Source organism: Rhodococcus sp. FW305-130, assembly GCF_058788335.1.
Genome location: NZ_JBYTAP010000003.1, coordinates 184,113 through 201,922, shown reverse-complemented (window position 1 = coordinate 201,922; position 17,810 = coordinate 184,113). Strand labels below are relative to the sequence as shown.

The window sequence follows — 17,810 nt, the reverse complement described above, 5'->3', positions numbered from 1 at the left end:
CGACGAAGATCGGGTCAGTCCGTCGACTCACCCGATCTTCGTTGCGCCATCGGTTTCGGCTGCAATTGGTAACTCGGGCAGCGATACCGCCCCCGTCCGCTCCACCTTCACTGCCAACGTCACCGCGGCGGCCAGTGCTGATACGCCCGCTCCGATCCAGTACAAAACCGCGAACGAATGCAGGGTCGGCACAGCGCTCGCACCGATCACCACCGTTGAACTGGCCAATACCGCTGCCGCAACGGCGCTTCCGGTGGAGGTACCGACCGAACGGAGCAGGCTGTTGAATCCGTTGGCCGAGGCAGTCTGATGGATCGGCGCAGATTCGGTGATCAGAGTCGGCATGGCCGCCAGGGAAAATGCCACACCGGCCGATACCACGGCAGCGCCGATCACGATATTGACCAACGTCGGCGCCAACAGCACACGCAAGACATATCCGATTGCAATGACGATCGCACCCGACGCCAACGTAGCCTTCGCTCCCCATCGCCTCGTCACTTTGGACGACACCGGCGCCAATCCGATCATCAGGACTCCGCCCGGCATCATCGCCAGTCCGGCTTCGGCAGCCGAGAGTCCGAGACCGTCCGCCGACGCCACGGGCAACTGAAGTTCCTGCGTTGCCGCCAACGCGCTGATGAACATGGCAAAACCGAGTAATACTGCGCAGACGTTCGAAACCAGAATCGGAGCGCGAAGGGAAGTCCGCAGATCGACCAGCGGTGCCGGCGTGTGCAGTTCCCACGGAATCCATCCACAGAGCAAGACCACGCCGGACGCGATCAGAACCAGAACCTCGGGGCTTGCCCAGCCCCATTCGGTTCCTTTCGAAACGGCCAGCAGCAGTGCAGTCATAGCGAGCGTGAGGACTGTGGCTCCCAGAAAGTCGAAGCGTCCGCGACTCTTCACAGTCGATTCCGGCACCACCAGCGGCAAGACGACTATCAGTACGACCCCGAATCCACCGGTGACCCAGAAAAGCGCGGGTAGTCCCCAGTGCGCCGAGATCACCCCAGCCATCGGCATACCGAACATGCCACCGATCCCCAACGTCGCACTCATGAGAGCTACTGCACCACTGAGCTTTTCCGGAGGAAGGACATCGCGCATGATGCTGATTCCGACGGGCAGAAGTGCCGTCGCGAACCCCTGCAACGAGCGCCCGAGGATCAGTAACCAGAAACTCTGGCTGAGCGCAGCAACCATGCAGCCGACGATCATCACGGCAAGACAGACGAGCATCATCGCGCGCTTGCCGAACATGTCGGCGAGTCTGCCGATGAGAGGGGTTGCGACGGCACCGGTCAGCAACGTCGAGGTCACCAGCCAGGAAGCGGTGGACGACGATACTCCCGATGCCGTCGCGAACGCAGGCAGGACCGGCACCACCAAGGTCTGTTGCAGCGCGACCACCACACCGCTCAGACTCAGGACGCCGACGACCCACCCGGTCCGCGCTTTCGCGCGAACAGTCTTGTCCGTCAAGCGTTCGAGCGAGCGGCTACTCCGGCGTCGACAGGAACCACGATGCCACTCATGTGGGCACTCGCGTCGGCGGCGAGGAACAGGACTACTCGCGTGATCTCGAAGGGATCCAGCCAACCGACCGGCTGCGCATGCAGAGTCGCGTACACGGGTTCGACGTCGTCTGCCGTCGGCGATTCGAGGTCAGGCCGCATCATTGCGTACATCATGTCGTTGTGAATCATCGGCGTCGAGATATTTCCCGGTGCAATAGCATTCACGGTCACACCCGAGTTGGCCAGTTCGAGCGACACACTCTTCGTCAAGCCGATGACGCCCCATTTGGAGGCGCCGTACGCCGCCATCTGGGTGCCACCTGATCGACCCATCATCGAGGAAATCGTGATGATGCGACCGTAACCACGTTCCGCCATTCCACCTGACACGGCCGCAACGGTGTTGAACACACCGGTCAGGTTCGACGAGATGACTTCGTTCCACTGTGCCGACGTCATCGACGTGATCGGAGCGGGCACGGACACACCGGCATTCGCGACGGCGATGTCGACACGGCCGAACTCGGCTTCAGCGCGGGCAACGAGCGCGTCCATTGCGTCGCGATCAGCGGTGTCTGCCTTGACGGCAATGCACCGACGACCGGTGGCTTCCACCAAACGAACAGTTTCCTTCAGATCCTCCTCGTTTGCGAGGGGGTAGGCGACGACATCACTGTTCTCGCACCGGTCGCAGATCACGATGTCCGCGCCACGCTCCGCGAATGCGACAGCGTGGGCGCGCCCCTGACCGCGTGCGGCGCCGGTGATCAGTGCAACTTTTCCTTCGAAGCTGCCTTCGAGGCTGTTCATGCCGTCTCCTAGTTCGTCGTATGCAAGCGTGCGCTGTACTGCATGCGTACTCCGAACGCGCCCGAAAGAAACAGTCGATCCCGGACAGCGGGAATCCAGCCGATCACTGGTAAACGGCGGTCTCGAATTCCAGGTATCCGTTGATGGATCCAGCGTCCGCGAACGGCAGAATCTGCGTTGCCCAGAACCCGCCGACGCCGGTCTGCCGGTCGATCCAGTAATAGAGGTTGGCAAGACCCGCCCAAGCCAGCGATCCGGCCGGCCTACCGGTGGGTGCCACCTCTTCATTTGTCATGAAGGAGTATGCCCATCCCTTGGGTACACCGGGGAAGAATTCCGCATCGTTGGACAGCGTCGGGAGAACTCCGGGCAACAACCCCACGTGCTGGCCTTCGAGCCCGTTCTGAACGGCTGCAGCTACCGTCTCCGGCGACAACACGCGACCGGATGTGCCCGCGCCGTCGTTGAGCCACATACGAATGAACTTCATGTAGTCGCCGACAGTGCCGTGCAAACCGTGACCACCCATGTGCACCTCGGGTTCGGCCGGAAGCTCGAATCCGATGAGCGGAGTGAGGCTTCCGTCGCCCTCGCGCTGATGAATCGGCGCAAGTCGATCCTTCATCGACGGGCTCATCGTGAATGCCGTATCGGCCATCTCGAGAGGTTCGAAGATGCGCTGACGCATGACATCGCCGAGTCGCTGACCTCGAATCGACTCGACGACCTGTCCGGCCCAGTCGATGTTGGTGCCGTACTCCCATTTCTCACCCGGGTCGAAGAGCAGCGGTGTCGTGAGCGCCGCTTTGCTACACGTGATCACGCTGGGCTGCCCATGTTCCTGCGAGAGCCGGTTGTACGACTCGTTGAAGAAGTCGTAGCCGAACCCTGCAGTGTGAAGGAGCAGCATGCGAGTGGTGATGTCACGCTTGGGTTCCCGAAGAACGGGGTTTCCGCCGGCGTCGAAACCGTCCAGGACCTTCAGCTCACCGATGTCGGGAACATAGGTCGCTGCAGGTGCATCGAGATCGAGCAATCCCTCCTCCACACATTGCAGGACAGCGGTACCGGTGATCGCCTTGGTGGTGGAGAAGAGCGCAAAGGTTGTATCGAGGGTCATCGGAACGCCGGAACCGAGAGTCCGCTCGCCCGCAGCACCCTCGTAGATGTTGCCTTCTCGATCCGTGATCATCGCGACCACACCCGGGACGCGATCAGCCCCCTGAGTTGCTCGCGCCAGCACGTCGTCGAGGCGCTGCTTCGAAAGGGGCTTCCGCGCAATATCTTCGATCGTCACTGCATTTCTCCATCCGACTTGCAACTTGTCTTGTCGAACAGAATGTAACGGCGATCACACACCCGGCTCTGCCTCGAAACGGCAGGAAAACTGTCTCGTTTCGGCAGAACCGGGCAGAGTCTGGAGTCAGCTCTGGGGCGCTCCGATATTCACCAGCCAGGAAATACCGAATTTGTCTGTACAGGCGCCGAATTCGTCGCCCCACATCTGCTTCTCGAGCGGAACGCTGACCGTACCTGTTCCCGACAGTTGCTCCCAGTACCCGCGCAGCACATCGCCGTCGTCGCCGCTGAGGCTGACCGTGATGTTGTCGCCGGGGTTGTACGGCATGCCTGGCGGAGTGTCAGCACCCATCAGGGTGTATCCCTGATCGGTCTCGAGCATTCCGTGCATGATCTTGTCCCCGCCTTCGCCGGGATTGCCGAATTCACCGAACGTGCTCAGCGCCAGCGTGCCACCGAAAATGCCCTTGTAGAACTCCAACGCTTCACGCGCGTTACCGTTGAAACTGATGTACGGATTGAGTCGAGTTGCCATGACGTACTCCTAGCTCGTGGGATTGCTGTCACGTTCGATTTCAATCCTTGCAGAACGCTCCGACACGAAACAACGGATCATCGCAGTTCATCGAGTGCGTAAACCGATCGTCATGACCGTTCAAACAACTGTCCTCAGAGTGGGTTCCGAGTCTCGGAAGGCAACTCTCCGAACCGTTTCCGGTAGGCGGCCGCAAACATGCCCAGATTGACGTAGCCCCAGGCGTTTGCGATTTCGGAGACGGTTCTCCCCTCGGAACGCAACAATTCGCTGCGTACCCCCTCCAGTCGACGCGCGCGCAATCGTTGCCCCGGCGTGGTGTCTCGGTACCGCCGAAATCCCGCAGTGAGCGCCCGAACACTGACACCCACCGCAGCCGCGATCTCGGACGCCGTCGGCACCGAGCGCGCGAAGGTATCGATGTACTCCTCCGCCGATCGCACGTATGCCGGTTCGGCGGAGGCGACGTCGGCGCCGAGTTGCAAACCGGCCTGCGTCGCCCACTCGTCGAGAAGCTGAGCCGTGATGAGTTCTTGAACCCTGGCGCCCAGCCTTTCACTCGACATCGCGTCAGGCGACTCTGCAATCGCGCGAACGACGTAGTCCATCAATGCGAGCCAACTCGAGCCACGCCCGCCGATGGTGCACTTGTGCCGCCACAGACGATCGTCGGGAACCGCCCCGTACCACTGCTGGGCGTGGTCGGCGACAAGCTGATGCGGCACAGTGAGATTCAGCTGCAGATGATCCGCGTCGAATTCGACGAAATAGTCGGTCCGACTACAGTCGGCGACAAAAGTCTCCCCCACGGCAGTATTTGCCGCAGCTCCCCGGCCAAGGGCATGTCGGCCGTTGCCTCTGATAGTCGTCAGAACCAGAATGTTTCCGGCCTCAGGAGAACATTCACCGACAGAGACCGGAATGCCGTAGCAGAATCGGGTGACGTCGATCTTGCCCACCGCCGCCGAGTACATGTCCGAAGCCGGCTTCAACCGACTTCCTATCGGCGTGACCGTATACGGCATGTAGATGTTGTCGGACCATTCCTTGATGCGGTCCCAGTCCCGAGAAAAGGCCTGGTGATGCTGCATAGTGGGCCGGCCGGCCGCGTCGATGAGCAAGGCATCCTCGAACATGGTTCGAGTATCGCACCAGGGCCCGGGAAGGTCACGAAAAGTGAGCTGACGCGGTCTATGGCTGTACGGCGGCAGATCGTGTTGCAGCAAAAAGCAGCGAATCCACCGCGGTCCCCCGGATCACCATGTGTGCCCTCATCCGCCCCTCCTCCACCATTCCGATTTTGGTGAGCACCGACGCCGACGCCGAGTTCTCCGGACGACACGTTGCCTGCACGCGCTGTGCTCCAAGGCGAGCGAAGGCGAGTCCCAGGACCGCGCTCCCTGCCTCGGATGCATAACCTCGTCCTTGGGACTTCGGGTTCACGACAAAACCGAGTTCCGCCCGCCGGTGCGCGGCGGATACTTCCCACACAGCTACGGAACCGATGACCGTTCCATCAGCCTTCGACGTGATGGCCAGGGTGAACGTGCGACGTTCGACGAGCTCAGCTTCGAGTGCCGCGTCAGCCAGGAATGCCCTGGTCATCGCGGGGGTGTTCGGCCCCCAATCAACATATCTACAGACGGCAGGGTCGGACGCGTACTGATGGACGGCATCTTCATCCGCGGCAGTGAAATCTCGAAGAACAAGTCGTTCCGTAGTCAACGTGAACATCCAGCGATCCTAGAGCGAGCCCGAAAGCACCTCTTGACTCGAACGCATGTTCGAGTATGATTCGGGGAGGGGATCGGGGGATTCAATGAGTGTTCTGTTGTCGGATGTGGTGTCGGGTTCTGCGGTGGGGTTGCGCGGACGACTGTGGCGGTTGTCTGCTTCTGAGTTACGTGCCGCTGCGGTGTCGGCGAGCGCGGAGATTCTGCGGCTCGAGGCCGTTCGGGTGGCGGTGGTCGACGAACTCTCGATGCGGCCCGATGATCAGCTGATCGCCAGCCGCGGTGTCGGTGCCTGGTTGGCGGCGAACACGATGCTGCAGGTTCGGGACGGGAAGAAGATCGCCGCCCTCGGTGCAGCGCTACGACCGTTTCCCGCGGTGACGGCCCGGTTCGACGTCGGGGACTGCTCCTTCGAGCACGCCGTGCTGATCGTGGCGTTCTGCGAATCACCACCGAAGGGAATGCCGGACGAAGCGCTCCCTCGCTGTATCGACCTACTGTTGGCTGCTGCTTCCGGTGTCGAGGCCACGACCACGAAGGTCCGCAACGTCATCGCGACCTTGGAGCGCATTTTCGAATCCGATGAGATTCCGCCCGCCGAAGACATCGACCGCAACGAGCTCCGCATCGCGTCGACATTGAACGGCCGGGTGGTGGTGCGCGGAGATTTCGACGCCCTCACCGGCGAAATGCTGTTGTCGGCGTTGTCGAATCTGACGATGCCCACCCCGGCACCCGATGGAACCCCCGATGCCCGGTCGGCAGCGAAGCGGACCGCGGACGGGTTCACCGAACTGATCCGGCGTTACCTGGACTGCGCGAAGACCGGTAACGATGGTGGCCAGCGTCCGCACGTGAACGTGCACATCAACGCCCGCGATCTCGCGGAGCATCGGGACTGCGCCGCAACACCCGCTGCTCCTGATGGTGGAGCGGCTGTGTCGGATCTCGACGTCGGGCATATGCCCTGGCTCGGACCACTGTCCGTCTCGCAGACCAGACTCCTCGGTTGTGATTGTTTCCTGTCGACTGTTCTGCTCGATGATCACGGCGCGCCCTTGGATGCGAGACCCGGGAAACGGTTGGTCACCGCGGAGCAGCGAGTGGCGTTGATCGCCCGCGACAGAGGCTGCGCGTTCCCCGGCTGCACGTGTGTACCGGCCTGGACCGATGCGCACCATATTCGGCACTGGGCGAACGGCGGGCCGACGGTGATGAACAACCTTGTCCTGCTGTGCCGTTCACATCACCGGCTGATGCACCGCAAGTCCGGGTTCGTCGGGAAGTGGGTGATCCGGATCGGGGTCGACAACAAACCGTGGTTCATCCCACCACCCTCGATCGACCCGCAGCGGCATCCGCGGCCGGCGAACACCACATTCAAAACCTGAGGTAGTACTCCTCGGGCACAACAGAACACGGCCCAGCACCGCATCGAAGGAAACCTCGGTGCGGTGCCAACAGGCCGTGACGCTTGATGAAGCTGTGCTCACAACGATCAGCGAGTCAGAACAAGCCCTGATGTCGGAACGCCCGTTCCCGCAGTCACCAGTACATTCTCGACGGAGTCGACCTGGTTGACCGAAGTACCGCGGATCTGCCGAACTCCCTCGGCGATACCGTTCATCCCGTGGATGTATGCCTCGCCGAGCTGTCCACCATGGGTGTTGATCGGAAGCTTGCCTCCGAGTTCGATTGCGCCACCGGCGATGAAGTCCTTGGCCTCTCCCCTACCGCAGAAACCGAGTTCCTCGAGCTGCATCAGAACATAGGGCGTGAAGTGGTCGTAGAAGATCGCCGTCTGCATGTCCGACGGGCGCAGCCCACTTTGTGACCAGAGTTGATCGCCGACAAGGCCCATCTCCGGTAGGCCGGTCAAACCGTCGCGGTAATAGCTGGTCATGATGTATTGATCTGCCCCGCTGCCCTGTGCCGCGGCAGCGATAACGGCAGGGGTGTTCTTCAGATCTTTGGCTCGTTCTGGCGAGGTGACGACGATGGCGATGCCGCCGTCGGATTCCTGGCAGCAATCGAGGAGATGCAAAGGTTCAGCGATGAATCGCGAGTTCTGATGGTCCTCGAGGGTGATCGGTTTTCCGTAGAAGAACGCCTTCGGATTGGTGGCTGCATGCTTACGGTCCGCGACGGCGATTCGACCGAAGTCCTCGCTGGACGCTCCGTATACGTGCATGTATCGCTGCGCGACCATCGCGACAAACGATGCGGGAGTACCCAATCCGTGAGGATAGGAAAAAGCGTTGTCCGTTCCCGACGAATTGACCTGCGCCACAAGGCCGGAGTTCACCTGCCCGAAACGCGCACCCGATCGCTCGTTGAACGCACGGTAAGCGACGACGACGTCTGCGACGCCAGTGGCGACCGCCATGGCCGCCTGCTGAATCGTCGCCGCAGCGGCACCGCCACCGTAGTGAATACGACTGAAGAACTTGAGGTTCGGGATACCCACCGAACGAGCTACTGCCACTTCGGTGTTGGTGTCCATGGTGAACGAGGTAAGACCGTCGACGTCGGCGGGTGTCAGACCGGCGTCGTCCAACGCGGCTTGAACAGCCTCGGCGGCCAGTCGCAGTTCACTGCGACCGGATTCCTTCGAGAAATCCGTGGCTCCGATTCCGACGATCGCGGCCTTGCCGGACAATGCGCTCATTCAATGTCTCCGTTTTCAATGTCTCCATTCGAGCCCGACGCCGGAAATGCCAGTGTGACCTGCGCAGTGATGTGATCTCCCAGACTGTTCTTGCCGACCACCGCGAGCGAAACGAGATCCTCGTCGTAGGAGGTCACCGTGCCGGAGAGCGTCAAAGTGTCGTAGGCGTACCAGGGGACCCCGAGGCGGAGCTTGATCGACGTGAGTACTGCCCGCGGTCCTGCCCAGTCGGTCACGAATCGCTGCACCAGGCCGGTGTCCGTGAGGATGTTGACAAAAATGTCTTTCGAGCCGCGTTTCTGTGCGAGATCACGGTCGTGGTGAACATCTTGAAAGTCGCGGGTAGCGAGCGCTGCCGAGACCACAAACGTCGGGTCGCCGTAAATCGAGAGCTGCGGAAGAACTTCTCCCACAGTGATATCCGTCGTCAAAGTCATCGTCACTCCTTCCCCGCAGAAACCACAGGAACCGCCGAAACCGCAGAAGCCCCAACCGGCTGCCAGGCGTACAAAGTCCAGGGAGTTCCCCCGGTCTCGTCGTCTCCGGGGAAGTCGAAGTAGATCGCCTCCACCTCCATTCCGATCGACACACTCGAGGGATCGACGCCGCGCAATTCGCCGAGCATCCGCACACCCTCAGGCAGTTCGACCAGGGCAACGACGAACGGCAACGACCGACCAGGAACCTTGGGCGCGTGGTGAACGACAAAACTGAAGACCGTTCCCCGCCCTGACGCGACCACGTAGTCGGTCTGCTCCGACTTGTCCTTCCAGATCGCGGGCACTGGTGGGTGCTGCACCGAACCATCCGCACGCAGTTGAATACGCAACTCGTGTGCGGCGACACCGTCCCAGAAGAACTGTGTGTCGAGAGACGCCGTCGGGCGCAGCATCCGAGATGCGTCCAGGTCCGCAGGCACGTCAGTGGAGGGACGCTCACTTACCGGCGGCGCGAACTTCAAGATCCGGAACATCATCTCCGAGACCAGTTCTTCGCCGACCCGCCAGAAGCTGCGGGTAGTGAAGAACCACCCTTCACCAAGACCTGTCTTCTTCGGTCCCACTACGTCTTCCAACACCGAGGAGATGGTGACTTCTTCACCCGGCTTCAAATAGCGGTGGTAGATCTGATCGCAGTTGGTCGCGACGACGGACGTGAATCCGGCCTCGTCGAGAATGTCCGTCATCCGGCCCAACGGATCGTCGGCTTCTCGAATTGCCCCCAGACCGCGCATCGTCCATACCTGCGCCATCGCCGGCGGCGCGACTATTCCGTCGTGTCCGGCGGCGCGGGCGGCCGATTCGTCGACGTAGATCGGGTTCTCGTCACCGATCGCCTCGACCCAGTTGCGGATCATCGGCAAGTTCACGGGGTCCCGGCCGGCGCGAGGAGCGCTTGGCCCGTCCTCTCGAACCCGCTCGGCAGCAGTGAGAATGGGATCTGACACGATTTGTTTCCTATCTCGGAACGCGGGGAAGCTTCAGGCCGGCGGTAGCGATCAATTCACGCATCACCTCGTTGACTCCACCGCCGAAGGTGATCACCAGGTTGCGCTTGATCTGCATGTCCAGCCACTCCATGAGATCAGCCGTTTCGGGATCGATCGGATTTCCGTACCGTCCGACGATCTCTTCCGCGAGTCGACCGACTCGCTGGATGCGTTCGGTCGCAAATACTTTGGTTGCCGAAGCGTCGGCAATGTCCACCGACTCCGAATCACTCGATGCCACTTGCCAGTTGAGCAGTTCGTTGAGGCGATACGTCGCGTGAATCTCACCGAGCGCGCGTCGTACGTCAACGTGATCAAGCAGGTTTTCACGCTTGGCCCAATCGAAGACGTGGTCGTAAATCCCTGCGACACGACCTGCCGGACCGAGCATGACGCGTTCGTGGTTGAGCTGCGTCGTTATCAGGCGCCAACCCTGATTCTCTTCACCCACAAGCATGTTCGCCGGAACGCGAACGTCCTCGTAGTAGGTGGCATTGACGTGATGCGCACCGTCGCAAGTGATGATCGGGGTCCAGGTGTAGCCGGGATCTTTGGTATCCATGATCAGGATCGAGATGCCGCGGTGCCGTGAATCGGCAGATCCGGTCCGCACGGCGAGCCACACGTAATCGGCGTCATGCCCGCCGGTGGTGAAAATCTTCTGGCCGTTGACGACGTACTCGTCACCATTTCGTGTCGCCGAAGTACGCAGGGCTGCAAGGTCGGTGCCGGCTTCCGGTTCGGTGTAGCCGATCGCGAAGTGCACTTCACCGGCGAGGATCGCGGGCAGGAATTTCTGCTTCTGCTCCTCGCTGCCGTACTTCTGCAGAGTCGGACCGACTGTCTGCAACGTCACCGAAGGCAGTGGGACATCCGCCCGCACAGCCTCGTTGACAAAAATCTGCTGCTCGACTTCACCGAACCCACGTCCGCCGTACTCCACCGGCCAGCCGACGCCGAGCCAACCGTCCTTGCCCATACGACGGATGACCTCACGATAGGTAGGGCCATGCCGCTCCACACGCATGATCTTGGCCTCCTCGGGCGAGATCAGCGTCGAGAAGTAGCGTCGAAGTTCAGCTTGCAATGCGCGCTGACTGTCGGTCAGATCGATGAACACCGGGCCCCCACGAGGTCGAGTCGCTGCGAAGCGCCGCCGAGCAGGCGCGCCAAGTCTTTTGCAGTCGAGTAGTAACGATGAAGCGGATACGTGACGTCGACGCCCAGACCGCCGTGCAGGTGGTGAAGCACCTGCATTGTGGCGGGTACTTCCTGGGCGATCCAGTACGCCATGACGTCGAGGTCCGACTGGGCATCCAGGCCCTCCGACACGCGCCAGGACGCCGACAACGCCGCGACGTGAAGAGTCCGCGAGGTGACATAGGCGTCGGCGATCTGCTGTGAGACCGCCTGGAACGTTGCGAGCGGCTTGCCGAATTGCTCGCGTGAGCCGACATGTGCCGCAGTGAGATCGACGGCACCGGACACCAAACCGTCTGCAACGGCTCCGATACTCGCCGTAGCGATCCGGTACAGCGTCTGGACGGCTTCCTCGCCGGCACCGAGAAGTTCACCGACTGCCTCGTCCATGGTGACTGCGAACTCGGGACTGCCGGACGCACTGGGTGTCGGCGTCAATGCGACGCCGGCGGCGGTCGGATCGACGAGCACGACTCCGGCGTCGGTTGGCACAAGAATTCTGTGTGCGCTCGCCGCGAAAGGCACGGCAAGCACCGTCCCGCTGACGCGATACCAGTCGCCCGACTGATGGGCGGTGGTCGACGGCTGCGCCGGGAATTGCTGACCCGGCTCACCGAGCGCCGCGGTGAACACCCGTCCGGCGCTGACTCCGGTGAGCAATTCGTCCTGCTGAGCGTCGGTCCCCAGAGCGACTATGGGGAGTACGCCGAAGCCGAGGGTTGCGAGAGCCGGAATGGGAGCGGCGGCTCGGCCGACCTCGACGAGAAGAGAGCCGACGTCGGTGACCGAGAGGCCCTCGCCGCCCAGACGCTCGGGCAGTGCCAACGTGAGCAGGTCGGCTTCGGCGAATGCCGCCCAGAGCGCGTCCGGCTCCAGTTCGCGGGCAAGGAGCGCGGTAGCCACCTCGGCTACCGCTTCCTGGGTTTCATCGGGAGTGAAGTCCACGCTGGCAATCCTGTCTCTGATGTAGAACGTGTTCTAGTTGTATCACCAACGTGGACATTTCTAAAGGCCTCTACTCACGCCGTCTAATCACGGGGCAGACCCAGAATTCTCTCCGCGGCGACGGTCAACAGAATCTGCGTGGTGCCGCCGGCAATCGACAGGCATCGCGTGTTGAGGAACTCACGCGAGAGCGGACCCTCCACCCATCCGGCTGGGCCACCCAATTCCATGGCGAACTCTGCGACATTCTGACGCTGGCGCACGCCCACCAGCTTGCGGACGCTCGACGCCGGGCCCGGATCCTGACCATCCAATTGCCGCAGTGTCGTGCGCAATTCCAGCAACGAGCCCACCATGGCGGTTCCGATCAGCCCACCGAGCTTGTCTGCAACCACAGGATCGGGATCGCCCGCCAGCTCGAGCAATTCCTCCATCGCACCGCCGAGCGAAGAGCCCCCGCTCATCGCGACTCGCTCGTTGGCGAGGGTCGTTCGGGCCAGTTTCCAGCCTCCGCCGAGCTGGCCGACGACGCAGTCGTCCGGCACGAAGACGTCGTCGAGGAAGACTTCGTTGAACAGAGCATCGCCGGTGATCTCACGCAGCGGCGAGATCCGAATCCCGGCCGTCTTCATGTCGAGAAGGAAGTACGTGATGCCCTTGTGCTTGGGAACCTCGCGATCGGTTCTGGCGAGGCAGATGGCCCAGTCAGCTTCACGCGCAAGCGAAGTCCAGACTTTCTGGCCGTTCAGCTTCCAACCGCCGTCGACCTTCTCCGCGGTCGTACGCAGCGCGGCAAGATCCGAACCTGCGCCAGGTTCACTGAAGAGCTGACACCAGGTGATCTCACCCTTGAGCGTCGGTGTCGCAAATCTTTCGATCTGCTCCGCACTGCCGTGCTCGAGGATGGTGGGAACTGCCCACCACCCGATCACGAGATCGGGCCGGCCGATACCGACGGCCGCCAACTCTTCCTCGATCAAAATCTGTTGCGCGGCCTTGGCGCCCCGGCCGTACGGCTTCGGCCAGTGCGGCGCAAGGTAGCCCGATTCGGCCAACGCGTTGCGCTGTTCGGATTCAGGCAGCGCCACCAATTGCGCTACCTCTTCGCGAATGTCGGACCGGTCGGATTCCAGCTCACTCAAGTCGATCTGAAGGTGACGCCGTGCGCCGCCGATCGTCAATTCAGCGACGCGTGCGCGCCAGCGGGACGATCCGCCCAGAATCTGCCGGAGCGACAGTGCTCGGCGAAGGTAGAAGTGCGCCTCGTGCTCCCAGGTGAATCCGATGCCGCCGAGCACTTGAATGCAGTCTTTCGCCGTGTCGACAGCGGCGTCCAGAGACACCGCGGCCGCCACCGCCGCCGCGATCGGAAGTTCGTCGCCCGACTCGGCAGCGACCGCACCATCCCAGGCGACAGCTCCGGCATTTTCCACTCGGCACAGCATTTCGGCACAGATATGTTTGATCGCCTGGAACGAACCGATGGGCTTTCCGAATTGTTCGCGAATCTTCGCGTACTCCACCGCAGTACGCAGACTCCACGCCGCAATTCCGGCAGCTTCGGCAGCCCCAAGTACCGCCGCTAGGTCGGAAACCGATCCTGGCGCAATGTCATCGAGGATTCGGTCGGCGTCGACCGTCACTCGGTCGAAGGAGACTCGCGCCAGTGGTCGCGACTTGTCGATCGTGTCGACCGCTTCGTAGGTCACACCTTCGCTGTCTCCGTCGACGAGAGCCCAGACGACACGCGAGCCTTCACCTTCGGACACCACGCCTGCCGACACGAGGACCGATACGCCCGAGTCTCCACCCCAGGCGTAACCTCCTTCGCCATGAAGCTCGATGCCGCCGGACGCATTCGCCGTTGCCGCAACTGGACTTTCGTCCAATACGACGGCACACGGCAACGCACCGTCGGCGAGCATTTCGGACCAGCGTTTGGCAGCGGGCGACGAACTACGCCCAACCACCAGAGCTGCAAGCGCAGTCGTGAGAACAGGACCCGGCACGAGTTCGATTGCCGCCTGCTCGAGCATTGCTGCGAGATCGACGATTTCGGCTCCGGCTCCGCCTACCGATTCAGGAACGGCGACCGAAAATATCCCGAGAGACGCGAACTCGGACCATTTCTCCCGCCACGAAACTGCTGGTCCACGGCGTACCATGTCCATCGGCGTGGCCGAGCGAGCCCAGGCCTCTATCGATTCCTGGACCGCCCGCTGTTCATCGGTCGTGGCGATTGTCACAACTGGTTCCCGCCTCTCGATAAGTGACACAATTGTTTAGAACGTGTTCTAATATGACACCTGGCCAAGAGTCAAGGCGCGAAGGAATTTGTCGATGACCACAACATCCCGATCCCGCTCCAACGCGGTTGCTTCTGCAACGCTCGGGGACGACGATCTCAGCTCCAACGCGCAACGTGAACGCCGCAAGCGGATTCTCGACGCAACCCTCGCCCTGGCGTCCAAGGGTGGCTACGAGGCTGTTCAAATGCGCGCCGTGGCCGAGCGCGCCGACGTCGCAGTCGGAACGCTCTATCGCTACTTCCCGTCCAAGGTTCACCTGTTGGTGTCCGCTCTGGCACGCGAATTCGAGAAGATCGATTCCAAGGGCAAGATCCCACCTGGAACCAGCCCGCTCGAGCGGATGCAGCTGATCCTCAGCCTCATCACCCGCGCGATGCAGCGCGATCCGCTCCTCACCGAAGCCATGACTCGCGCGTTCATGTTCGCCGATGCCTCCGCAGCGGCAGAGGTCGATCAGGTGGGCCAGTTGATGGACCGCCTCTTCGCACGAGCGATGACCGAAGAGGAGCCGACCGAAGAGCAGTTGGCAATCGCGCGCGTGATCTCCGATGTGTGGCTGTCCAATTTGGTGGCCTGGCTCACGCGACGTTCTTCGGCTACCGATGTCGCCAATCGACTGGAATTGACGGTTGAACTGCTGCTCGGTGATGGAACACGGAAACCCGAATAGACATCCTTTGTCGCATCTGTCATTTTTGCGCTGATCTGGCAGAAACGTATCGAGCCAGGAGTCGCTGCATCACCTAGATTTGAAGAGGTGAGCGCACAAGATCTGTCCATCGAACTCCGCCGAGCGCTGTCGGGCGTGGCACGCACGCCGCGTCTGCTCGTAGCCTCCGACTACGACGGGACGATGGCACCCATAGTCGCCAACCCGGACAAGGCGTATCCCCGCGCGGAAACGGTGCGTGCGCTCCGCTCCCTCGCCAGCCTGGCGTCGACGACTGCTGCCGTGATCTCGGGCCGCGCCCTCAAGGATCTGGCGGCGCTGTCCCGGCTTCCCGCCGAAGTGCAATTGGTCGGCAGCCACGGCTCCGAGTTCGACATCGGATTCGTTCACGCGATCGACGCCGACGCCAGGAAACTGCTCGACGAGATCGTCACCGAGTTGGGCCGAATCGCCGCCGATACCCCCGGCGCAACTGTGGAGAAGAAGCCCGCCAGCGTCGCCTTGCACGTACGCAACACCAGCGCCGACGACGCCGAGAAAGCGCTCATCGCCGTTCGCACCGAATCGGCCCTCTGGCCGGGTGTTCAGGTCACCGAGGGTAAGTCGGTGGTCGAGTTGGCGGTCATCGCCACCGACAAGGGCCACGCACTCGACTTGATCCGCCATCAGGACGGCGCTACCGCTGCCGTCTTCATCGGGGACGACGTGACCGACGAAAAGGCGTTCAGCAGGCTGCAGGGGCCGGACATCGGAATCAAGGTCGGCAGCGGGGACACCGTCGCCGACTATCGCGTCGACAGCACCGAGGATGTCGCTGCTGCTCTGGCGTTCCTGCTCGACGAGCGTCGTACGTGGCTTTCCGGTGCCGACGCTCCGCCCATCGAGCGACTCTCGATGCTCGCCAGTCCGCGCACCGTCGCTTTGGTGACCCCGGATGCGACGCTGACCTGGTTGTGTCACCCGGAACCGGATTCCGCGGCGGTCTTCGCGCACCTTCTCGGCGGAACCGGGGCCGGCCACTTCTCGGTCGGGCCTCGCCGAACAGCCTTGCCACTGAGCCAGAAGTACATCGACAGCACGATGACCGTTCAGACCCGCTGGGCGAGCCTGTCCGTCACCGACTACCTCCCGCACGACGTCCCGCAGGGGCGAACCGACCTGACCCGCATCATTTCCGGTCAGGCAGACGCGATCGTCTCGTTTGCACCCCGTCCCGAGTTCGGCCAGGGTCAGGTCACGCTCGAGGTCGTCGACGAGGGCATTCGGGTCCTCGGCACCAACGAGCCGTACGTGCTCCGCTCCCCTGGTGTGCTGTGGAACATCGCCACCGACGGAAACCAGCAGACTGCCCACGCCATCGTCGAGCCGTCCAAGGGCGACGTCGTACTCGAATTGCGCTGCGGAACAGAAGAACTCGGCCCTTCCGAAGTTCCGGAACTCGAGCGTCGAGCGACTTCGGAGGCGTACTGGTCCGATTGGGCCAAGACGCTCGAACTGCCGAAGCTGAAGCCGGACTTGATGAAACGCTCTGCGTTGACCTTGCGCGGGCTGGTTCATGCCGATTCCGGTTCCATCATGGCCGCCGCCACAACATCCCTGCCGGAAGAGATCGGCGGAGTCCGCAACTGGGACTACCGCTACTGCTGGTTGCGCGACGCCGCCCTCACCGCAACAGCTCTCGTGAGCGTCGGATCCACCGACGAAGCCGAGAACTACCTCGACTGGGTCCACCGCGTGCTCGAAACGCTGCCGGGACCCGAGCGCCTGCACCCCCTCTACACGCTCTACGGGACCTCGCTACCGCCAGAGGCCGTCATCGATTCACTTCCCGGATACGCCGGCTCCAGACCGGTCCGCGTCGGAAACGCCGCGAATCAGCAGGTTCAACTGGACGTGTTCGGCCCGATCGTCGAATTGATCGTCGAACTGGCGAATGCACGCGAAAAGGCCGGTGCTCCCGATCCTTTGAGTGACCGCGACTGGGAACTGGTGTGCGCCATGGTCGAAGCAGTGCAGCGGCGCTGGTTCGAACCGGACCACGGCATCTGGGAAATTCGCGACAACCCGCGCCACCACGTCTATTCCAAGGTGATGGGTTGGGTCACCGTCGACCGCGCCGTCGATCTTGCTACTCGCTTTTCTCGCGAGGCTCTGCCCGAGTGGGCGGAACTGCGTGACCAGATCGCCGACGAAGTACGACACAAAGGCTGGAAGGACGACGTCCAGTCGTACACCGCGGCCTACGACGGTACCGATCTCGACGCCGCTACTCTGCACATCGGGCTGTCGGGACTGATCGATCCGACGGATCCACGCTTTGCAGCGACCGTCGTAGCCACCGAAGCTGAACTACGCAGCGGCTCAACGGTATACCGATACCATCACGACGACGGTTTGCCCGGCATCGAAGGTGGGTTCCACCTCTGCGCCGCCTGGCTCGTCGAGGCCTACCTACTGATCGGACAACGCCTGCAAGCAGAGGCACTGTTCGATCAGTTGGTCGCGGCAGCGGGTCCCACCGGACTACTCGCGGAGGAGTACGACCCCATCGCGGAACGCTCGCTGGGCAACCATCCCCAGGCGTACAGCCATCTGGGATTGTTGCGGTGCGCGCAACTCCTGGCGTGAG

15 protein-coding genes are annotated in these 17,810 nt (G+C 62.2%); 3 read left to right on the top strand and 12 right to left on the bottom strand.

The window, feature by feature from the left end; genetic code table 11:
- Positions 1-27: 27 nt before the first annotated feature.
- From AC3WQS_RS10965 to AC3WQS_RS10940, 6 genes are all read right to left on the bottom strand, one after another.
- Entirely contained in the window at positions 28-1,488 is a 1,461-nt protein-coding gene (locus AC3WQS_RS10965) for an MFS transporter (protein ID WP_151530705.1), read from the bottom strand.
- On the bottom strand, positions 1,485-2,333 hold the full coding sequence (locus tag AC3WQS_RS10960) for a mycofactocin-coupled SDR family oxidoreductase (RefSeq protein ID WP_003945658.1): 849 nt from the start codon (positions 2,331-2,333) through the stop codon (positions 1,485-1,487). Before AC3WQS_RS10960 ends, AC3WQS_RS10965 begins: the two co-directional genes overlap by 4 nt.
- A 103-nt stretch (positions 2,334-2,436) precedes the next feature.
- Positions 2,437-3,630 carry a methyl acetate hydrolase AcmB gene (acmB, locus tag AC3WQS_RS10955; protein ID WP_084326827.1) on the bottom strand — a complete coding sequence of 398 codons (1,194 nt, stop codon included), beginning with the start codon at positions 3,628-3,630 and terminating at the stop codon, positions 2,437-2,439.
- 126 nt (positions 3,631-3,756) lie between these two features.
- Positions 3,757-4,167, bottom strand: coding sequence for a VOC family protein (locus AC3WQS_RS10950; protein ID WP_003945857.1), 411 nt, complete (start codon positions 4,165-4,167; stop codon positions 3,757-3,759).
- 134 nt (positions 4,168-4,301) lie between these two features.
- Positions 4,302-5,303 (bottom strand): AraC family transcriptional regulator, encoded by a 1,002-nt coding sequence (locus AC3WQS_RS10945; RefSeq protein ID WP_492712717.1) that lies wholly within the window; start codon positions 5,301-5,303, stop codon positions 4,302-4,304.
- Between the two features lie 55 nt (positions 5,304-5,358).
- Positions 5,359-5,901 (bottom strand): GNAT family N-acetyltransferase, encoded by a 543-nt coding sequence (locus tag AC3WQS_RS10940; protein WP_031332825.1) that lies wholly within the window; start codon positions 5,899-5,901, stop codon positions 5,359-5,361.
- Positions 5,902-5,986: 85 nt separating this feature from the next.
- Here AC3WQS_RS10940 and AC3WQS_RS10935 point away from each other — a divergent pair, with 85 nt between their 5' ends.
- On the top strand, positions 5,987-7,291 hold the full coding sequence (locus AC3WQS_RS10935) for an HNH endonuclease signature motif containing protein (protein WP_492741462.1): 1,305 nt from the start codon (positions 5,987-5,989) through the stop codon (positions 7,289-7,291).
- Between the two features lie 107 nt (positions 7,292-7,398).
- Here the strand turns inward: AC3WQS_RS10935 and AC3WQS_RS10930 are convergent, their stop codons facing one another.
- The 6 genes from AC3WQS_RS10930 to AC3WQS_RS10905 form a co-directional block, all read right to left on the bottom strand.
- Positions 7,399-8,568 (bottom strand): lipid-transfer protein, encoded by a 1,170-nt coding sequence (locus AC3WQS_RS10930; protein WP_397524793.1) that lies wholly within the window; start codon positions 8,566-8,568, stop codon positions 7,399-7,401.
- Positions 8,565-9,005, bottom strand: coding sequence for a MaoC family dehydratase (locus tag AC3WQS_RS10925; RefSeq protein WP_020968404.1), 441 nt, complete (start codon positions 9,003-9,005; stop codon positions 8,565-8,567). The genes AC3WQS_RS10930 and AC3WQS_RS10925 overlap by 4 nt, the downstream gene beginning before the upstream one ends.
- 2 nt (positions 9,006-9,007) lie before the next feature.
- Positions 9,008-10,015 carry a bifunctional MaoC family dehydratase N-terminal/OB-fold nucleic acid binding domain-containing protein gene (locus AC3WQS_RS10920; RefSeq protein WP_492713514.1) on the bottom strand — a complete coding sequence of 336 codons (1,008 nt, stop codon included), beginning with the start codon at positions 10,013-10,015 and terminating at the stop codon, positions 9,008-9,010.
- A 10-nt stretch (positions 10,016-10,025) separates the two neighbouring features.
- Complete coding sequence (locus AC3WQS_RS10915; RefSeq protein WP_020968402.1) at positions 10,026-11,177, bottom strand: acyl-CoA dehydrogenase family protein; 1,152 nt, start codon at positions 11,175-11,177, stop codon at positions 10,026-10,028.
- Positions 11,162-12,202 carry an acyl-CoA dehydrogenase family protein gene (locus tag AC3WQS_RS10910; RefSeq protein ID WP_020968401.1) on the bottom strand — a complete coding sequence of 347 codons (1,041 nt, stop codon included), beginning with the start codon at positions 12,200-12,202 and terminating at the stop codon, positions 11,162-11,164. The genes AC3WQS_RS10915 and AC3WQS_RS10910 overlap by 16 nt, the downstream gene beginning before the upstream one ends.
- An 83-nt stretch (positions 12,203-12,285) precedes the next feature.
- Positions 12,286-14,448, bottom strand: a complete 2,163-nt coding sequence (locus AC3WQS_RS10905) for an acyl-CoA dehydrogenase family protein (protein WP_019746852.1) — start codon at positions 14,446-14,448, stop codon at positions 12,286-12,288.
- 94 nt (positions 14,449-14,542) lie between these two features.
- Between AC3WQS_RS10905 and kstR the strand changes: the two genes are divergently transcribed.
- Entirely contained in the window at positions 14,543-15,181 is a 639-nt protein-coding gene (gene kstR, locus AC3WQS_RS10900) for a cholesterol catabolism transcriptional regulator KstR (RefSeq protein ID WP_003945752.1), read from the top strand.
- 87 nt (positions 15,182-15,268) lie between these two features.
- Complete coding sequence (otsB, locus tag AC3WQS_RS10895; protein WP_019746851.1) at positions 15,269-17,809, top strand: trehalose-phosphatase; 2,541 nt, start codon at positions 15,269-15,271, stop codon at positions 17,807-17,809.
- Position 17,810 lies beyond the last annotated feature (1 nt).